At 39.4% G+C, this 19,094-nt stretch carries 19 protein-coding genes and 1 tRNA gene; 14 read left to right on the forward strand and 6 right to left on the reverse strand.

What is annotated here, in order from left to right:
- Nucleotides 1-27: 27 nt before the first annotated feature.
- A complete protein-coding gene (rnhC, locus tag IT6_RS00205) occupies nt 28-945 on the reverse strand; it encodes a ribonuclease HIII (RefSeq protein ID WP_134439203.1) in 918 nt (305 codons plus the stop codon).
- On the opposite strand from rnhC, the gene IT6_RS00210 reads away from it, so the two are divergent.
- The 9 genes from IT6_RS00210 (at nt 944) to IT6_RS00250 (ending at nt 9,402) form a co-directional block, all read left to right on the forward strand.
- Complete coding sequence (locus IT6_RS00210) at nt 944-2,008, forward strand: A/G-specific adenine glycosylase (protein ID WP_134439204.1); 1,065 nt, start codon at nt 944-946, stop codon at nt 2,006-2,008. The two genes, rnhC and IT6_RS00210, sit on opposite strands and share 2 nt — an antisense overlap.
- 50 nt (nt 2,009-2,058) lie before the next feature.
- On the forward strand, nt 2,059-3,126 hold the full coding sequence (locus IT6_RS00215) for a 3-deoxy-7-phosphoheptulonate synthase (RefSeq protein ID WP_206826717.1): 1,068 nt from the start codon (nt 2,059-2,061) through the stop codon (nt 3,124-3,126).
- Entirely contained in the window at nt 3,119-3,304 is a 186-nt protein-coding gene (locus IT6_RS00220; RefSeq protein ID WP_206826719.1) for a hypothetical protein, read from the forward strand. The genes IT6_RS00215 and IT6_RS00220 overlap by 8 nt, the downstream gene beginning before the upstream one ends.
- 136 nt (nt 3,305-3,440) lie before the next feature.
- Nucleotides 3,441-3,513, forward strand: a tRNA-Ala gene (locus IT6_RS00225).
- A gap of 1,245 nt (nt 3,514-4,758) precedes the next feature.
- Nucleotides 4,759-5,004, forward strand: coding sequence for a hypothetical protein (locus tag IT6_RS00230; protein WP_206826721.1), 246 nt, complete (start codon nt 4,759-4,761; stop codon nt 5,002-5,004).
- Nucleotides 5,005-6,063: 1,059 nt separating this feature from the next.
- Entirely contained in the window at nt 6,064-6,285 is a 222-nt protein-coding gene (locus IT6_RS00235; protein ID WP_206826723.1) for a hypothetical protein, read from the forward strand.
- Nucleotides 6,286-6,350: 65 nt separating this feature from the next.
- Complete coding sequence (gene bufB, locus IT6_RS00240; RefSeq protein ID WP_206826726.1) at nt 6,351-7,184, forward strand: MNIO family bufferin maturase; 834 nt, start codon at nt 6,351-6,353, stop codon at nt 7,182-7,184.
- Nucleotides 7,144-8,112, forward strand: a complete 969-nt coding sequence (locus tag IT6_RS00245) for an HvfC/BufC family peptide modification chaperone (RefSeq protein WP_206826727.1) — start codon at nt 7,144-7,146, stop codon at nt 8,110-8,112. Before bufB ends, IT6_RS00245 begins: the two co-directional genes overlap by 41 nt.
- A 921-nt stretch (nt 8,113-9,033) precedes the next feature.
- Entirely contained in the window at nt 9,034-9,402 is a 369-nt protein-coding gene (locus tag IT6_RS00250; RefSeq protein ID WP_206826729.1) for an ArsC/Spx/MgsR family protein, read from the forward strand.
- A 5-nt stretch (nt 9,403-9,407) separates the two neighbouring features.
- On the opposite strand, the gene IT6_RS00255 is transcribed toward IT6_RS00250, so the two are convergent.
- A complete protein-coding gene (locus tag IT6_RS00255; protein ID WP_206826731.1) occupies nt 9,408-10,529 on the reverse strand; it encodes a pyridoxal-phosphate-dependent aminotransferase family protein in 1,122 nt (373 codons plus the stop codon).
- Nucleotides 10,530-10,803: 274 nt separating this feature from the next.
- Here IT6_RS00255 and IT6_RS00260 point away from each other — a divergent pair, with 274 nt between their 5' ends.
- From IT6_RS00260 to IT6_RS00270, 3 genes are all read left to right on the forward strand, one after another.
- Complete coding sequence (locus tag IT6_RS00260) at nt 10,804-11,949, forward strand: glycosyltransferase family 4 protein (RefSeq protein WP_242524242.1); 1,146 nt, start codon at nt 10,804-10,806, stop codon at nt 11,947-11,949.
- Between the two features lie 40 nt (nt 11,950-11,989).
- Nucleotides 11,990-13,135, forward strand: a complete 1,146-nt coding sequence (locus IT6_RS00265) for a polysaccharide deacetylase family protein (protein ID WP_206826735.1) — start codon at nt 11,990-11,992, stop codon at nt 13,133-13,135.
- Nucleotides 13,136-13,231: 96 nt separating this feature from the next.
- Entirely contained in the window at nt 13,232-14,197 is a 966-nt protein-coding gene (locus tag IT6_RS00270; protein ID WP_206826737.1) for an alpha-amylase family glycosyl hydrolase, read from the forward strand.
- A 9-nt stretch (nt 14,198-14,206) separates the two neighbouring features.
- Here the strand turns inward: IT6_RS00270 and IT6_RS00275 are convergent, their stop codons facing one another.
- The gene (locus IT6_RS00275) at nt 14,207-14,416 is read right to left on the reverse strand and encodes a hypothetical protein (protein WP_134439218.1); all 210 of its coding nucleotides are present in this window, start codon (nt 14,414-14,416) and stop codon (nt 14,207-14,209) included.
- An 80-nt stretch (nt 14,417-14,496) separates the two neighbouring features.
- Here IT6_RS00275 and IT6_RS00280 point away from each other — a divergent pair, with 80 nt between their 5' ends.
- Nucleotides 14,497-14,910, forward strand: coding sequence for a VOC family protein (locus IT6_RS00280; protein WP_134439219.1), 414 nt, complete (start codon nt 14,497-14,499; stop codon nt 14,908-14,910).
- Here the strand turns inward: IT6_RS00280 and IT6_RS00285 are convergent.
- Both IT6_RS00285 and IT6_RS00290 read right to left on the reverse strand, forming a co-directional pair.
- Entirely contained in the window at nt 14,907-15,302 is a 396-nt protein-coding gene (locus tag IT6_RS00285; protein ID WP_166792807.1) for a VanZ family protein, read from the reverse strand. The genes IT6_RS00280 and IT6_RS00285 overlap by 4 nt on opposite strands.
- A 66-nt stretch (nt 15,303-15,368) precedes the next feature.
- Nucleotides 15,369-16,670 carry an FIST signal transduction protein gene (locus IT6_RS00290; protein ID WP_242524243.1) on the reverse strand — a complete coding sequence of 434 codons (1,302 nt, stop codon included), beginning with the start codon at nt 16,668-16,670 and terminating at the stop codon, nt 15,369-15,371.
- A gap of 156 nt (nt 16,671-16,826) precedes the next feature.
- Between IT6_RS00290 and IT6_RS00295 the strand changes: the two genes are divergently transcribed.
- A complete protein-coding gene (locus IT6_RS00295) occupies nt 16,827-17,519 on the forward strand; it encodes a rhomboid family intramembrane serine protease (protein ID WP_206826739.1) in 693 nt (230 codons plus the stop codon).
- A gap of 92 nt (nt 17,520-17,611) precedes the next feature.
- Here IT6_RS00295 and IT6_RS00300 read toward each other — a convergent pair whose 3' ends face one another.
- Nucleotides 17,612-18,808 carry an NAD-dependent formate dehydrogenase gene (locus IT6_RS00300; protein WP_134439222.1) on the reverse strand — a complete coding sequence of 399 codons (1,197 nt, stop codon included), beginning with the start codon at nt 18,806-18,808 and terminating at the stop codon, nt 17,612-17,614.
- Between the last annotated feature and the right edge of the window lie 286 nt (nt 18,809-19,094).

Here is a 19,094-nt window from a genome sequence, read left to right on the forward strand (position 1 = left end):
GGGCTGCTTAAGAGTCAATTTTGACGCTTAACTTTGGCTTTCAATCAAGATCTTCTGGATGGTCTTAAAATGCATCTTGGCTACTTTTCTTAGGGTTTGCTTACCGTTTTTCAAAAATATCTCCTTAGCTAGCTCGGCTGTTTTGGCTGAAGCTCCTTTGGGTAAGGAAAAACCAACTTCCTTACTGAGCTTGGATAGCTCTTCAAGAAAAGTAGCTCTGGCTAACAGGGAGGCTGCAGCGACAGCTGGATCGCTTTCAGCTTTGGTCATCTGTTCTAGCTCATGGTGTATTCCCATTTTTTTGAACGATTGTTCAAGTACCCATGGCTTGGCAAATCGATCACACAGCACTTTAGGGCAGTCGGGTCTAATGTGTAAAAGTTTTTGAAAAGCTGAAGCATGAGCCCAAGCGAGTAGCAAATTAAGGTTTCTAAACTTTTTTTCATAAAGATCATTGTATCGCCACGGTGATAGAGAAAAAAGAGCATAATCGGTCTTTTTCTTTATCAAAGAAGCCAACTCGAATATTCGGTTGGTTGAATTGAACCGTTTACTATCTTTTATTCCTTCATCGATAAATAATCTTGCACTCTGTTTATCCACAAACACAGCGGCCACAACAAGAGGACCAAAGAGATCTCCTTTGCCACACTCATCAATACCTGCATGCGCTTCGAAGTATTCGGGATGAAGAACTTCTTCATAGCCTATGCTCACTTTCCCCAGGATTTCAGGTTCTATTACGTTTTGAGCAAATTCAAGGGCTTCTTTTCCTTGGACGAGGATTTTGCCTGTTTTATAGGCTTGTATCACTGTTCCTTTTGTTTTGGCCCTAAACAAACCATGGTCTAGAGGAGAAAGCTCAAAGCCTTTTTGGATAATTATGTCTTTGAGTTTTTTAATTTGTTTCTCATCGAAGCTGAAGCTATAGGAAGAAGAAGTCATGGAAAACCAAAATAATATACTTTTATTGGAACAGGCAATCGAACCTAATTTCAAGAAAAGTTTCTGGGCATTGATATCCCGATGGCACTCGGAAAATGGTTTTCGGTATCCCTGGAGAGAGGCGCCCACTCCATATTCAATTCTTGTATCTGAGCTGATGTTACAGCAAACCCAGGCTGAGACAGTAATCCCATATTTCTTAGCTTGGATGGAAAGATTTCCAAACTGGAGAAGCCTTGCTGAAGCTCCAGAGAAAGAAGTGTTAAGGGCTTGGGAAGGATTAGGTTATTATTCACGCGCTAGAAATCTGCATAAAATAGCTCAATGGGTTTATTTTGAAAAAAAAGGAGAGCTTCCTTCAGAGCCTAAAGAACTGCTGAAACTTCCAGGGATTGGTCCATATACAGCCAATGCCGTGGCAAGCCTTGCTTTCGGAAGGAAAGTTCCGGCTTTGGATGGAAACGTCATTCGAGTTATAGCACGACTCATGGCTATAGACCAACCCGTCCATCGAAGAGAAACGATTAGAAAAATTTTTACCTTAGCCACTTCTCTAATGCCTGAAGATATTGAGGCCTCATATTATAATTCGGCTCTCATGGATTTTGGTAGAGCTATTTGTAGACCTAAACATCCTAAGTGCAAGCTGTGCGTATTAAAAGAAATATGTAAAGCCAAACAACCTGGGCTTTTAGCCATAAGACCTAAGGTTACAATTGAGGAAAAAGAGGAAAAAATAGCGATTATAAGAGAAAAAAATCGGTTTTGGATGCAGCAAGAAAGTTTTGGAAAGAAAAGATACTGCGGATTATGGGTCTTTCCCCTGTTTGATCCAGAGTTCATGGAACAAAAAGCGATGCTTTTTTCTCTTCGCTATTCTTTTACAAGATATAGAATCTTCCTTGAAGCCTACGAAGCCTCTTGGAATAAGAGAGGATTAAAAACACAACCTTTAAAGGGAGAATGGGTAGAAGAAAAAAATGTTTTATCTTTACCCCTGCCTGCTCCTCATCGAAAGATCTGGTTGCAACTGGTAGCTAAAAAACCTTCGGACAGACAATGATGAACTTCAGTTGATTTTGTTCTGAATCCGAATACAATGTAATTTTCTTTATGATTCCTATTATTAATGCTCACGTAAGGCAGGTAGAAAGACTTATTTCTCCAGCTGAACTGCAAAGGATGCTGCCGATTACCGACAAAATTTACAAGACGGTTATTGAAGCACGTGAAAATATACGGGCGATTTTGTCGGGAGAAGACAGTCGGTTTTTAGTCGTTGTTGGACCCTGTTCAATTCATGATCCCAAAGGGGCAATCGAGTATGCCCTTAAGCTGAAAGATCTTAGGCAAAAAGTAGAGAAAGAGATATTTATCGTGATGCGGACCTATTTTGAAAAACCTCGAACGACTGTAGGGTGGAAAGGGCTGATTAATGATCCACATCTTGATGGCTCCTGTGACATTGAAAAAGGATTAAAACTAGCGCGAACGATCCTTCTGGATATCGTTGGGATGGGAATTCCTACGGCAACGGAATTTTTAGACTCGACTACTCCTCAATACATTTCTGATTTGGTGTGTTGGGCTGCAATTGGGGCCAGAACAATTGAGTCTCAATATCACAGGGAAATGGCTAGTGGACTCTCTATGCCTGTGGGTTTTAAAAATGGTACAGATGGCACTTTGCAGATTGCTCTTGATGCCTTGGGAGCCGCCATGTATCCTCATAGTTTTCTTGGAATCGATGAACAGGGAATGACCAGTATTATTAGAACCACGGGCAACAAATGGGGCCATGTAATCTTAAGGGGAGGAAGAACCAGAACTAACTATGATCCTGAAAGTATTCAAGACGCCATTGAAAGGCTTAAACAAGCCGGACTGCCTCCAAGGCTCATGATTGATTGTAGCCATGCTAACTGTGGGAAACAGCATCATATCCAGAAATCTGTCTGGCATAGCATACTCGAACAGAGGGTAAAAGGGAACACAAACATCATTGGGGCAATGCTTGAAAGTTATCTCTACGAAGGGAATCAAAAGATCCCAGCCAATTTAGCTCTTCTTAAGTATGGCGTTTCTATAACCGATCCTTGTATTGGTTGGGAGATGACTGAAGAACTTATTTTAGAAGGTTACAGAATGCTAAAAGAAGAGCGTGAGCAAGCTCATGTCTAAGAAAAATGGAGCTTTAGCTGTTCGTGAAAAAGTTGTGCAAAGTGGGGCATTGCTCTATTCGAGCATGTCCAGTCTTCTGATCCATGGCTTGGCTACCTTAAACGGCCTTGCGGCGGGTCCTGCAGGACGTGAAGCCTGTGGTGAGGAAGGTTTTGGTACAAATGCTAGAGCTGCGTGAAACCGGCCTCGATGAAGTAGGAAGTCAGCTTGTTCCTGTATGAGCAGCAATGAGTAAGTCTGATGGAAGGGTTTAGCTTGCTTTTTTTGATCTTGTTTTATTTATTAAGAATGAAAAAATATTTCTGAAAAGAGAAGGGGTCTTAGCTCAGTTGGTAGAGCGCCTCAATGGCATTGAGGAGGTCAGGGGTTCGAATCCCCTAGGCTCCATAAGATTGAGTTTTTCATGGGTTAGCCGCTGTCTATTAAATCATTAAGCAAGAGAGAATGGTTCAGATTATTTTCCTTTTTTTGACCATGGGATTTTCATAAAACTTCAATTGAGCGTTCTCCAAAGTAGTTTATCGTTATATTGGTTCAATGGATTTACTGGATAGGGAAAAGCATAAAAAGATTTTTTTTTGCCTCAAAAGAAAGAATATCGTCAGTGCAAATAGCCGGGAAATTGGATTTGTAAAGAAAATCAAAAGATTCAATAATAAGGGAGTGTTGACAGAAACTACAGGGAAAATAGTTCTTTTTTATGTTATGAAATAAGAATATAAAGAGGGCGGTTATTTTATTAATGTAAGGGAATCAATTGGCAAAATTACCGGCTGATCGGTGTAGACCCCTGTATTGCTCTTCTTTGATATCCCACAATACTACTTGAAAGATATGCTCATTGTTCTAGTTTGTTTTTAAAAGATCTGTTTTTTCTGGTTCAGGATACAACTTTTTGTACATAAATAGCCTTGGCCTTATGAACTACTCCTGCCAACCTGATGGTATGGCGTGAGTTTCGCGCTTCTACGAGAGTATTAACTCTCTCCACGCTTGGCCGGTTCCCGGCCAAACAATCTGTTTTGTGAATATACTAAACTTCCATTCAATGTCAACAAAATCGCTCTGACAGACGATATCGCCGCTTCACCACCACCTAAATCTCCGCGCGATTATGGGTGGAGCACTGCGGCGTAAGTTCGGTAGATTTTATTATTATTATTAACAATTATATCCCATTTCTCATGTATCTAAGCATAAAGGGATGTTTTTATGGTTGAACATAACCAAGGTGCAGCTGGATTTTATGCCTTACCAGTATTGGTTTTATCTATTATAAGCAGCTTTCTAAGCCCATTAACTTGAAGTTTTAACATTTCATTTCAAAAACACCAAGCGCTATTTCTCAGACTTTTTTTATAGCTTTAAGTAAAAAATCGACCGATGCTGAACTTCCTTGGTGTTCATATCCTGGAGCTTAAGTTTTTTTTTCAATGATAACTACTAAAAGTATGGATGGTAGTTTAAATTGTATATATTTTGAATTTAATACTTTATGAATATCTGATATTCAGAAATTTTAAAATTGCGGAGAAATATTTTGAAAAAAAATAATTTTCACAAATAAATTTTGTTGTTTATTTGATTTAAAAATGTTATATAATTTTAAAAATTAAGATAGGAGAAACCACAATGATTGAATTACCTATTAAATGGCAAAAATCTTCTTATCAACCCCATTTAATTGCTCTTATTGATTCCAAAGGAAAATGGATTGCTGATGTCCCTAATGACGAGATTGCTATGATAATTATTTCAGCTTTGGAAGAAAGATTAAAAAGGTTAAACAATCCTGTAGAGAAATTAGAAGAGAAAAAAAAAGTGACCAAAGCACCGGCACCCAGAGGAAATCGAAATCGACTTAGTTCAATTGGGTAATAGCTAAGAGTAAGAATTCAATTAAATAAATAATTTTTTAGTTTTTTTTGAATAAAAAAATTTAAAATTTAGGATGTTCTTTGCTTTGAATCTAAAAAAGAGGCTGAAAACAATAGAATTATACTTGCCTACTTGAACTGACTCAATTTCTATTATTAAAGGCTGATTGCCTTTTTATTTAAAATAGATAAGATCGGTCTTGCTCTTGGCTTATGTATTAAACAAGCATAAGAACTGTTCGATCTAGTAGAAGGGCAGTTTGATTTTGACAATTAAGACATTGCCCAGATTGAGCAAGAGATCCTAAACTATCTAAGGTCCAATTCCTGACTCTAATAAAATATAAAGAGCATTTTTGAAATCCATAGATCTGGATGATTATCTTTGTAATGTAGGCTAAAATAAAAATTATATTGATCATTGCGAATAGTGAGGAAATAGAATTAATTTATAAAATCCATAGATGGGATTTGGGTTTGAGTATTTTTTTTTGATGGCTACATTAATATCTAATCCCGCATGAAATTTTCATAAAATATCACTAAATTTCCCAAAACAAGATTGCTTGGTAATAGGTTAGTCTATTGTTCCTGATAATGGATTGGATATTACGCATGGTTCGGGAGTATTGAACTGAGCAACGGATCTGGCTATAGTTATACTTTTAGTATTGAAAATAAGGCCTAAAGATGATATCTGAGTTTTATTGATTTGGCTAATGAATCAAAAAATCTACATAAACAAACACATCAAATAACATCTTTATTATAAGAAAAATAATGTTTTTTTCTCCTTTATAAGAAGGGAAGAGGTCCCTTTAAGTTTAAGCTGTTCACAAGTAGAAAGTTGTTTTTATTATTTAATTTTAAACTTTCTAAAAAACCGTTTTAGCCGGCTAAGGCTATTAGAAAAAATATCATGGCTATTTAGCAAAAAGCTGAGTGATGTATAAGAAACAAGAAACAAAAGTAAATTGACATATTTTTGATAAACAATTACAAATAATGAACCCAAAATAGCTAAAAACTAATTTTAAATTTTAAAAAGGGAGCAATTCTCATGAAAAAACCAGTTCATTCTGCGGTAGTTGGATCGGTTATTTTAGGGATCCTTGCTGGAACAGCTTTAAGTGGACAGGTCAAAGGCCTCAATAAAATTGCCGGAAAATCTGCTGATCCTAGAGCTTTTGCTGAGATGAGTTGTAAAGGAAAGCAAAGTTGCAAGGGAAAGAAGAAAGGTAAAAAAGGAGAAAAACCTCAGGCTTCCACTTCTTGTTGTTAGACTTGTTGATATTTTAAAGTGTTATTAAAAGCTAAGCTATCTTTTGAGCTGCAACTCCATTATTCATGGCTTTTGACTACGCTAGCTTTTTCAAGGACTATCAGATAGGAATCGGACTAAGGATTCCTCATTATCAACATATTTTACAAAAGAAACCGGTAGTCAGTTGGTTTGAAATTATTTCCGAAAATTTCATGGGTAATGGAGGAAAACCTGAAATTCTATTGGAAAAGATACTTCAAGATTATAGAGTTGTTCAACATGGAGTAGGGCTTTATTTCGGATCAGTCGATCCCTTTAATTGCGACCATTTAAGACGACTGAAGAAGTTGGTCAAAAAAACAAAAACCCCCTGGTTAACAGATCATCTGGCTTGGGGTAGTGTAGATGGTCGCTACGTTCACGATCTTTTGCCCATGCCTTATACATTGGCTGCGGCTAAGCTGACGGCACAAAAGATTAAGCAAGCACAGGATTTTCTTGAGATTCCCATCGGAGTGGAAAACATAAGCAGCTATGCTCAGTATTGTGCTTCAAGGATGACCGAATGGGAATTCCTCACCGAAGTGGTTGAGCGAGCCGATTGCGCCATTCTGCTTGATGTAAATAATCTGTATGTAAATTCTCAGAACCATGGGTTTGATCCTTATGATTACTTAAATCACATTCCCCTTAATAGGATTATTCAACTTCATATTGCTGGGCATAGCCGCCTGGAAAACTATATCTTGGACACTCACGATCATCCTGTCTCAGAGCCCGTGTGGAGGCTTTATGAAGAAGTCATCAGACATGCTGGTCCAAGGCCGACATTGTTAGAATGGGATGATTCGATCCCCTCCTTTGATGAAGTTTATAATGAAGCGCTTAAAGCCAAATCCTACCTTGAAACTTTCTAGTTCGATATTCCTCGATGCGGAAACAGTAGAAAATCTTAAAGAACTCCAGCGTGTTGTTTTGGGTTTGATTCGCTCTCCACTGACGGCAAGAGATCGGATGAGAAAGAAAACCGCACAAGGGCAGTCTGTTCTCAAGCTGGCCCAGAACATTATCAAGCCGACTGCTTCGATGAGCTCTTTTGAACGGCTTGAAGTTTATAACCAACAGTATTGGTTTAAGATCCTGGAAGCTTTTAGAGAGGATTTTGCTGGTCTTTATCTTCTTCTTGGAGAAAAAAGCTTTAGAAAAGTTGTGGAGTATTTCCTCGATAAATATCCTCCTCATTATCCTACTCTTTGGAATATTGGAGAAAAATTAGATCAATTTTTAAAAGAGAACCCGGGCTTGCTTGGCTTTCATCACGATGCAGCGATCGATATGGTGAGGCTCGAAAAAGCTCTCTTTGTTGCTTTTGATGCTCCTGAGCGGCCCCCAATCAGTTCAAAAGAAATAGTAGAAGGTTCCTTAGAAAATTTACAGATTGATCTTCAACCGCATATTAGCCTTTTGGAGCTTAAGTTTGAGGTCGAAAATTTTATTGCCTCAAATTCCCAAAAATCTTACGACAATTTGAGTGAAAAAGCTATAACCGATAGAAGAAAAAAACTAAAAGAGAAACGCAACCAGAGAATAAGTCTTAATCAAAGAAAACACTGGATAGTTGTGCATCGTTTTAGAAATATTCCTTATATCAAAGAGATAGAATATCCGGCTTTTTGTTTTCTGCGTGCTTTAAAAGAGAAACATTCTTTAGCTGAAGCTTCCGAATCATTCATATCTGAAAATCAGAATGAGCCAGATAACACCTTCCTTTTGAAAATTGGACAATGGACTCAGGAATTTACTTTATTAGGATGGTTTTGCCTGTGGAAAGAAAAAATGGAGTGAAAAGCCAGCCCTGGGCTTTCTAAGCATTTGGCATTAATGGTTAAAGACGGAATGAATGCCTATCAAGATGGACTACAGTTCGATTAAATCACAGCGAGCAACCAAGGGAGTTTTTCAAAAGTAGGATAGATGATTGTTTCAAAAAAATGGACTTTTGCTGTTTACATACTTTACAAGGACTGAATGAGTTGAGGCTTAAGCTCATAGAAGAATTTAGGCAATACAGTTGAATGAAATGGTTATGCTCTTGGATTGATTATCCTACAGGTTTGGTGGTGAGCCTAGTTTGATATTACCGATGTGAGAAGTTAGGTTCTAGCCTCTATCTTGAGCCTAGAATAAAAGAAGTTTCTATGAGTATTGAAGCAATCAGCTTTATTCTAGACTAATCAAAAATGTGTAAATTTTAAGATAGCCTCTAAAACCTTGTCGAAACATAATAAAAAGCAAATCCCCACACAAGAACAAACAACAGGATAAAAACAAAAATAAAGACAGGAAATTTCATAGAAACTGTCTGCTTACATTTATACTGACACATCTTTAAAAATTGAACAGATTAAAAAAAAACAAATTTTTGTCTTTTATTCGATTTTGCTTCTTCTATGCTGCTTGGGTTTTTTAGACCAAAGGATAAAGCCTGTTCCAAAAAACATGACTCAAATAGGCTTACTTTCATTGGCTATTCTTGTTCGAGCCAATTCACTCTATATGCAAAGCTTTTTATCCTTTTTTTGGCTGGTCATTTTCTACCTGTAATACTGCTGGATTGCCGGACTCCGATATACTGGAATAACACCTTTCTGGAACAAAACTCTAGAACCTTTTGACGCGATGTTCCATTAATCAGGTATAGGGCATGAGGTAGTTTTAAAGAAACAGAGTTTGACTTTTTGAAACCAAAAAAACAAGATATGTTCAATGGCTGACAAATTGTTCATTTATATTAAACCGACTTGTTCTACTTGTCGTAAAGCTGTAGCTCTTCTTGAAGAGTTGAAGGTAGTTTACGAACCGATCGATTATTTCGCTCATCCACTTAGCAAGGAAAAATGGTCTATACTTTTGAAAAAAATAGGTCTAAAACCTTCAGAAATCCTGAGAACAAAAGAAGAAGCTTATAGTCGACTCGGAATAGCTAAATTCCAATATTTAGATGAAGCTCTTCTTGATATTATCGCTAGTCATCCGGAGATAATTCAGAGACCGATTGTTGAATATAAAGATAAAGCTATTTTGGGAAGACCACCGGAAAAAATCCGGGAATTTGTCCTTTCTCTTCAGTCTTAGCTGATTTAACTTTTTAAAATATTCTCTAGGGCATCCAGTAATTGATCAATATATTTCTGCTGAGCACCTTCGGCCATAAGACCAATCCGCCATATTTTTCCTTTAAGAGGACCCAATCCTGGACCTATTTCAATTCCGTATTGATCAAGGAGTTTTTTGCGGAGGAGGGCTTCGTCTTTTCCTTCCGGGACTTTAACAGCGTTAAGCTGCCAGAGCCGGCGATTTTCAGGAGTAAAAAACGTAAGGCCAAGTTTGGAAAGACCTTTTTTTAATTGAAGATGGGCGTTTTGGTGACGTTCCCATCTTTTCTGAAGTCCTTCTTCGAGAATTAACCTAAGCGCTTCATGTAAACCGAAATTGTTGTTGATTGGGGCTGTATGATGATAAATGCGTTCGGTTCCCCAATATCCGTGGAGCAAGCTACAATCAAAGTACCAACTTGGGATTTTTGTTTTTCTTTTCAAGACGACTTCCATGGCTTTTGGACTAAAGGAAACAGGAGCTAATCCAGGTGGAGCCCCAATACATTTTTGAGTCGCACTAAAAGTGGCATCTACCTTCCAACGGTCAATGAATACGGGACTTCCTCCTAGGGAGGTAACTGTATCGAGGATAAAAAGAGCACCACTTTGGGAAATAAGAGGGGCGAGTTCTTCCACGGGATTGCCTATTCCAGTGGAGGTTTCAGCATGAACTAAGGCAACGAGTTTGGGTTGAGTCTTTTCGAGGGCTTTTTGAAGCTCTTCAGCTTCGATAGATTCTCCCCATGGAACTTCAAGAGTATGGACATCGGCTCCAAGTTTTAGGGCAAGGTCAGCGATACGTCTTCCAAAAAGGCCATTGATCCCAATAAGAACCTTGTCCTGGGGTTCAACCAAGTTAACAAGACAAAACTCCATCCCTGCACTACCTGTCCCGCTTATGGGGAAGGTAAATTCATTTGAAGTTTGAAAAATTTCCCGTAACATCCTTTTGATTTCATCCATCAAAAGGAGAAAATAGGGATCGAGATGCCCAACAGGAGCACAACTCATTTTTTCTAGAATCGATTTAGCCACCATGCTTGGACCGGGTCCCATCAATAACCGGTGAGGAATTTTAAGGGAAGGAATATCAAAAAAACTCATGTCCGTTTTTCTGGATTTGTTGGCAAAGATCGTATCGGTTTTATAAAAAGATGAAAGAAAAAAGGGTTCTATTTTAAGAATCTGTAAAGATATCGCGAAATATTTGAAAAGGAACTCCTCTATATTGACTCATTTTTGTTCCGGAAATTCATTTATTTTATATTAGGCAAAAGCTTACCTATCTTTCCTGTTTTTGCAAGTCCTCTCTGGTTTTATTATTTTTATCAAGTATTAACCTGAAAAATTCTCTTTCTTCTATCAAATGAGAATAGCCATGTTTTCCTGGGAAACCCTCCATTCCATTGCCGTAGGGGGGTTAGCTGTTCATGTTACTGAACTGGCTGCAGCACTGACGCGTCGTGGACATCAAGTTCATGTTTATACACGTAGGCAAAGCTGGATGAGCCATTATGACTGTATAGATGGAGTTCATTACCACCGGTGTGATTTTGCCTTTCATCCTGACTTTATAACCGAAATGCACAATTTGTGTCGGTCCTTTGTGGGTCATCTTTGGAAAGAGGAGGATTATGCGGGAAGTTTTGATATTGTTCATGCCCATGACTGGTTAACCTCCATGGCTGGAAAATGGGCAAAGTGGGGTAGAGGCAGGCGCTTTGTTTTTACCCTTCATTCAACCGAGTATGGCCGATGTGGGAATCGTCATTTTGGGGGGACATCCTCAAGAATACGTCATCTTGAAGGCGAGGGTGCTCATTATTCTGATAAGATTATCGCTGTTTCCAACCATTTGAAATGGGAAATTGTATCGATCTATCATCAATGGGAAGGGAAGATATGGGTTATTCCTAATGGGATCAGTGTTGCTCCCTTTAGTGGATTTATTGATCCAGGGAGTGTTAAGGCTAGGTATGGTATAGGACCTATGGATCCTACTTTTCTTTTTTGTGGACGGTTAACTCATCAAAAAGGGCCTGATTTGCTCCTTGAAGCCATTCCATGGATTCTTAAATTCAATGGCAATAGCAAGTTTATTTTTGCTGGAGATGGTTATCTAAGACATCAACTCGAGTCAAGGTCCTGGCAGCTTGGTATAAGGCATGCCGTGCGATTTATCGGTCATCGGTTTGGTGCTGATCTTCAGGATATTTTTAGGGCGGTTGATGCCGTTGTACTGCCTTCTCGCAACGAACCTTTCGGTATAGCTGCTCTTGAAGGCTGGGCGGCAGGCAAGCCTGTAATAGCCACGCATAACGGTGCAGAGTTTGTCTGGCATGGAGTCAACGGCTATAAAGTTTATCCTACTCCTGAGTCCATAGCTTGGGGATGTTGCGAAATTATGAAAAATTTTGAACATAGCCGATGGATGGGACAGAATGGGAGAAAGGCAGCTGAAGAGTCTTTCAGTTGGGACTCTGTTGCAGCACTAACCGAGCGTTGCTATTATTCTTTGTTGTAAGTTCTTTTAAAATAAAAAAAATTAATGTAAATAGAAGAGTATGCCAGGGATTTTTCATGCTCTTGGACTCCATATGCACCAGCCTTTGGGTAACTTAGCCCTCTTGTTAGATACGAATCGCTGGGAAGCCGAGCAAATTCTTTTGGCTTATGAAAGGCCGATACGGTTTTTGAAACGCTTTGAGCAAAGCGCAAAAGTCCACATTGGTTTTTCTGGGACACTGCTTGAACAGCTTACTGATCCTCATATTCAGGAAAAGAGTAAAGGCATAATCGATTTAGGGGTAATGCTTGCAGGCTACAGGGAGCTTCCCAATATTGAACTTGTAGGAATGGGGTATTTTCATCCTGTATTCCCAATAATCCCTATAGAGGATTGGGAAGAGCAACTTTGGCTTCATAAACAGATTATTGAAAGAGTTTTTAGAAAAAAGCCGGTCGGTTTTTTCCCTCCCGAAATGGGATTTAGAAAGGAGATGATCCCTTACCTGGTGGAAGCGGGATATAGGTATGTGATCATTGATAGCGTACATATTCGAAAAGCCGATGGCCAGATAGCCTCTCCTTATAAGCTCTATAAGGCTGAATGGAAAGGGAAATGGATTACAGTCGTTCCAAGGGAAAGGGATTTGAGCAATGCCCAACAAAGCGGAATGGATCCAGTATGGTTTTCAGCGGAGGCTAAAAACAAGACGAAGGCTGTTATGCCTCCTGTTTTAATTACAACATGGACAGATGGGGAAAACGGTGGATGGTTTAGAAATTTGAGTGATGGAGCGAATTTTTGGGGTTATTTCTTCGCTCCTTACGTAGAAAAGAAATATTCCGGGGAAGGAATTGATACCGTTTTCTTAAGCCAGTTCATTTTAGAATATCCTCCGGTTGAAAAGGTAGAAGTGAGTACCGGGGCTTGGAATGTGGGGTCAACTTCCGGGTATGATTTCTCACAATGGGCGGGGAGCGCGGCTCAGAAACAAGCTTTAAAAGAGATATACAAACTGAGTGCAACCTATTGGCAAAGAGCTAAAGCTGGAGGATCAACAAGTGATCTTGAGTTTAGACAAAAACTCCAAGAAGTACGAAGATTGGTTCTTCAAGCAGAAACAAGCTGTTATCTGTTTTGGGGGGATTCCTGGCTTCCTCAACTCTATGAGCTTATAGAGCGTGCTTACCGGGTTATGCCTTAAAGCTCAGTAAAAAGTGAAAATGTAGGATTTAAATAATGGGAATTTTCTCTTAAAAATGAATTTATAACGCTGTTTTGTAAAGAAAGAATAAGAGTTATGGTTCAAAAAGAGAAAAAGTTATGGATTTACAACCTTTTCCCTAGACTGTTTGGTAAAATTGAAAATTGGAAAAGCCAGATAGATCGCATCGGTTGGATGGGTTTTAAGGTTCTATTCATTAACCCTATAAGTCCTTGTGGATCATCTCGAAGTATTTATGCGATATTAAATCCGAAGGTTATTTCTTCCGAATATGGAACAATTGAGCAGTTTAAAGAATTTTTAAATCGATGTCATAAAGAGGGCATCGAAGTTTGGCTTGATCTAGTAGCTAACCATATCGCTATTGATTCCCCATTAATTAAAGAGCACCCTGATTGGATTGTTTGGGAGGGGAATCATCCTAAAAATCCGGGTTGCATGGATAATGGGCAGTGGGTGAGTTGGAAGGACTTAGCACAGTATAACCATTCGAATCCCAGCCTCATCGCATACCTGAAATCAGTGATTGAGTATTGGCTATGGATTGGAGTAGATGGATTTCGGGCTGATTATGCCTATGGAATTCCTCCTGAAGTATGGAAAGAACTTATTTCCCATGCCCACTTGGTTAATTCGAAGGTTAAATTCTTTGGTGAAGCTCTAGGTTGTCCTCCTGAACAAGTTGTGAGCATAGCCAAAAGTGGTTTTGATTTCATGGCCAGTTCCATTTTTTGGTGGGATGGCCGGCAACCATGGTGGCCCGAACAAAGAGCTCTTTTCCAGAAAGAATCGATAAAGCTCATTGGTTTTCCCGAAAGCCATGATACTGAAAGGTGTGCTTCTTATGAAGAGGCATTACTAAAATTGCAGCAAGCTTATGATCAAAGTGATGGAATACTGATTCCTGCTGGGTTTGAATTTGGCTTTCGCAGAAAGCTTGACGTGGTGAAAACAACCCCACAATGGTGGCATGAAGAGATGCCCGGTCGATGGAATTTGTCTTTGAAAATTAGGCAGTTAGCCCTTGGCACATCCCTTTGATAAAAGTTTCTATCCCATGGGCTTAAAGGATCGCCATTCAAGCCTACACTCAGAACATTTTAAAGCTCCATAGACGTTGTAATAACTGCTATACCCTGTACTGGTATCCGATTTAGCCAGTGTCATTTCATCATGGATATGGGCATGGCCATGACATAGAGCTCGACCGCAGGCGGCACATGTTCCTCTAGCTTCTTCTTCACAAAACCAGCATTTCATATTCTTTTATAGTCAGTTAAAATATTTTTCTATTCAGAATCTAGCCTACGGATAATATTTTTAAAAAACAAGTTTTTTATATGCTTATAGTTGAATCCATCCATCATGTCACATTGCCGGTAAAAGATCTCAATCAATCTGTAGGGTTTTATTCAAAATTGCTTGGGCTAAAACAGATTGAAAGGCCTCCTTTTCCTTTTTCTGGAGCTTGGTTTCAAGTGGGTACCCAACAACTGCATTTAACCGAGTGGACTGATGAAAAGAAGAGTCCAGATTTTAGCATGAATACCAGAGATCATCATGTGGCTTTTCGGGTAAAAAGCATTAATGAGGCTTTAGAGTGGTTAAGAAAACAGGGATATAGGGAAGATCACGCCAATCCATCCTTACGGCTATGGGTTAAATTAGACAGTGTTGCAGGTTTCCCTCAGATTTTTCTGTTCGATCCCGATGGCCATCTCATTGAAATCAATGCGCAACGTAAAGAAGATTAACCGCCATCAGCAGCTTTACTGTTCAAATCTTCCTGTGGCATTTTTTTTTGTGTAGAAAAAAACCGGGCTAACCCAAAATAAAGTGATGTTCCTATAATCGCTCCAAAGCAGTCGGCAAACCAATCGTAGAGGTCACACTCTCTTCCAGGAACAAGCCTCTGATAGTTTTCATCAAGAGCCCCAAAAAGAGAGCTAAGAACGATACCTAGGATAAATCGGGTTGAAGCCCAGCTAAAAAGAAAACCGAGCCCTGCATAAGCAGTGGCGTGAAGAATTTTGTCAGAAATACTTAGGGTAACTTGAGCTAGCACCTGTCCAGGAAAGGAAGAAAGAGTAATCAGAAGATCTCCATATAGAAAACAAACAACCCACCGACCTATCTTTTTTTGCATTTTATAAAACAATAGGTCCAAAATAACTTGGAAAGAATAGTTGGAAAAGAAAATATTAAGAGTAAACTAGCGAGTTATTGGCTCATCACCGAGTAGCCAGACTGTAGTGGTCTGGTTGTGATGTCCTACCGTTCCTGAAAGAGTATAACCTGTTTCCCCGTAAGTCGAGGCTCCGATAAGCGGTACATTTTCGCCGACAAGTTCCTTGACAGCTTTAATTTCCGCTCTGCCTGTTTGCAGCCGTTCAGCCTGTTGATGACAAAGAATGCAATTAAAAAAAACAACAGCAGCGATCTTTTCCGGATACCCTGCATCGGCTATCGCTCTTTGCACAGCTCTTCGGGTAGATTCAACACGACTTTGGGGATCTGCTTCAAGCAGCGAAACCCCGGATCCTTGAGGAATTTCAGAAAAGAAAACAAGGGAGCCATCTTTTTGAATTACCGCTGGGCTATGGACATGCCAATAGCCACTTACGGGTTCTACGATGCCAAAAGGATGACTGTTGAAAGCTTTTGTAGCGTCTTGCCAGCTAGAACAGTTGGTCAATTCTGTATATACATCTGCAGCAACTCTGTTGTTTAATGAATAGACAACCCTTCCCGAACTTTTCGTGACAAAGGCTCCTTTACCAGGGATGGGTCGGAAAGCATTGGCTATGCCCACTCCGTTTTTAAGCGTGGATGCAAGGGCAAGCACCGACAAAGCATTTTTTTCGACTTTCTCTTCTGCATAACAGTAGGTTTCTGTAACTCTTTCTAGATAAAGAGAATCAGCCCCACTGCCGCCTGCAATCCGAACTCCCCGACCAACCGATTCACAGATACCTTTCAAGCATTCCTCTTCAGTGCCAATTCGGGAATGGGCTACGAGAAGAGAAAAAGGATTAACTTTAAGCATTTCAGATGGCTTTTTGCCCGAAAAACCAAGATAAAGAAGTTCTGGGCTAAACTTCAGTCCCTCAAATGCGGTCTTAACAATCTCTTTTGCAGTTTTTTCAGCCTTTTCTTCAATCTTTCCAATAGCTACATTTGAAACAAGGACGTCGCCTAGGGGTTCAATGGAAAGAAGAAAAATCCCTCCGCATGTCATTTCTTCTTGTATCCCATTAAATTCGCCTGCGCTAGAAAGTCCCCAAAGATGGCCCTTCAGTGACTGCTTTATCTCCTTTATACATTGCTTCTGGTCAAGTTCGCTGGATACAAAGCAAACCGTAAATTCAGGCTGTTTAATTCCCTGACGGGCTAAAGACTCAAGAACATCAGATGGAGTTTTCCCATAAGACAAACCTATTTTGACAAAAGAAGAGCTGTTCATTGGAGAAATAAAATAATCGATTGGAAAGGGAGTAAAATAAACCTTAACCAAAATAGCAAGTCAGAAGCAAGACGCACAAGTATTTTTCAACTTTTCTTTAAATCCCTGGCATTATCCCGCTTGGACATAAGATATTTTATAATTTTGTTTTAGGAAGAAATAAGTTGAAGATGAGAGTCAATTAAACTTTTTGTTTTGTTAATTGTTATGATTCCTGTAGCCGATACCATTCCGAGCAAGAAAATTCCTTTCGTTAACCTTTTCTTCATTTTGGTCAACGTTGTTGTTTTTCTTTATGAGCTTAAATTAGGAAAAAACTTGAACAATTTTCTCTTAGACTATGGGAATGTCCCTGTACGCTTTGTTTATTGGACAGAGTTTGGAGGCCAATTCTGGGATATTAAGCGTTATGTCCCTCTTTTCAGCTCTATGTTTCTTCATGGAGGGTTCTTCCACATTATTGGTAATATGATCTATCTTTGGATTTTTGGGGACAATGTTGAAGACCGGTTAGGACACCTTGGCTATCTGTTTTTTTATGTCATTGGAGGAATAGTCTCTGAAATCATTCAAATCCTTTCCGATCCTCATTCCACATTACCGATTATTGGGGCTTCGGGTGCAATTGCTACAGTTCTTGGGGCTTATTTTGTCTTTTATCCCTATAGCCGGATCATTACCCTGCTTCCTGTTTTTGGATGGTATAGTTTTGTTGAAATTCCAGCTCTCTTTTATTTAGGTTTCTGGTTTTTAATGCAGCTATTCAGTGGAACTTTTTTACTGATGAGTCCTGAAAGCTTTGCTTCTGGTGGTGTAGCCTGGTGGGCTCATGCGGGTGGCTTTGGTGTGGGAGCTTTAGTTGGTTGGTTCATAAAGAGGTTTTCTCCCACTGATGAGTAAAGGTGATCTAATCATATTTATGAACTGAAAAATAAAAAAAACGGCTTTTTCTCTCCTTATGAAAGAAAAAGCCGCTAATTCAACTTTAAAAACTATGCCTTTTTCAAGGCTTCTTCGACACCCCTCGTTGTGCTTCCCACGGTATAAGAATGAGCTCCTGCTCCAGCCAGTTTTCCTCCTTTTACGATAAGATATTCCTCTCGTATCGGACGGCCTTCAAAAAAGCATTCGAGGATTTCTCTTGTTCCTGCAGCATACCGCGCCTGGGCTGAAAGAGTTGTCCCTGAATAGTGAGGAGTCATTCCGTTGTAGGGCATGGTCCTCCAGGGATGATCAGCCGGTGGGGGTTGAGGAAACCATACATCGCCCGCATAAGCAGCGATTTTACCACTTTGAACAGCCCTTACTAAGGCGTCTCGATCGCAGATTTTGCCCCTTGCCGTATTAACTAAAAAGGTCCCTTTCTTACACTTTTCGAAAAGTCGATCATTAAAAAGATGTTCGGTAGAAGGATGCAGAGGGCAATTAATGGTAATGACATCGCAGTGAGGAACCATATCGTATACATCAGGATGATAGGTCACTCCAAGTTCTCTTTCCACTTCGGCTGGCAACCTGTGTGTATCGGTATAATGGAGGTGAACATCAAAGGGTTTTAACCTTCTTAATACCGCAAGGCCGATTCTTCCTGCAGCTACCGTTCCCACATGCATTCCTTCCAAATCATAGGCCCTCACGGCACAATCAGCGATATTCCATCCCCCTTTTACTGCCCATTCATGAGAAGGTAAGTAGTTCCTTACCAGTGAAAGAATCATCATCACAACATGTTCAGCCACACTGATACTATTTGAATAGGTTATTTCAGCAACAGTTATGCCTGCTTCAACTGCAGCTTGAATATCCACGTGGTCTGAACCTATGCCCGCTGTTATAGCTAGCTTTAAATTTTTAGCTTTTTTGATTCTTTCCGGAGTGAGATAGGCGGGCCAAAAGGGCTGAGAGATGACTACATCAGCATCAGGGAGTTCTTTCTCAAAAACAGAGTTGGGTCCATCCTTGTCAGAAGTGACAACAAACTGATGACCCAGTCCTTCCAAGTATTTCCTTAAACCCAATCCACCGGAAACCGACCCCAGCAGTTCTCCAGGAACAAAATCTATGCCTTTTGGGTTGGGAACCGTTTGACCTCCAGGATACGACTCAATCTTAGGAATCGAATCCCGGATATAAGACTTCGGATAACCATCTACGGGATCAGGATAAAGAACACAAAGAACTTTTGCCATATTTTTCTCCTTTGGTTTGATTAATAAAATTTATAATCCATCAAGATGTATAAGTAAATAAAATATTTTTAAAAAATTTATTTTTAGTAATATATATAACCATATTGAAAATATTAATTATATTATTACATCCATGTTAGTTGTATACATCAGGTTTTTATGACGCTTTACTGATATTGTGATTATGGAAAACCCCAGTGTAGAAATAGGGGTTAAGAGGACATATAGGACTATTTTCCGTGACGCATTTTAGCAGAAAGCTTCCTCATTGTTAAAATCCTGTAAT

This window comes from Methylacidiphilum caldifontis (assembly GCF_017310505.1).
GTDB classification, from domain to species: domain Bacteria; phylum Verrucomicrobiota; class Verrucomicrobiia; order Methylacidiphilales; family Methylacidiphilaceae; genus Methylacidiphilum; species Methylacidiphilum caldifontis.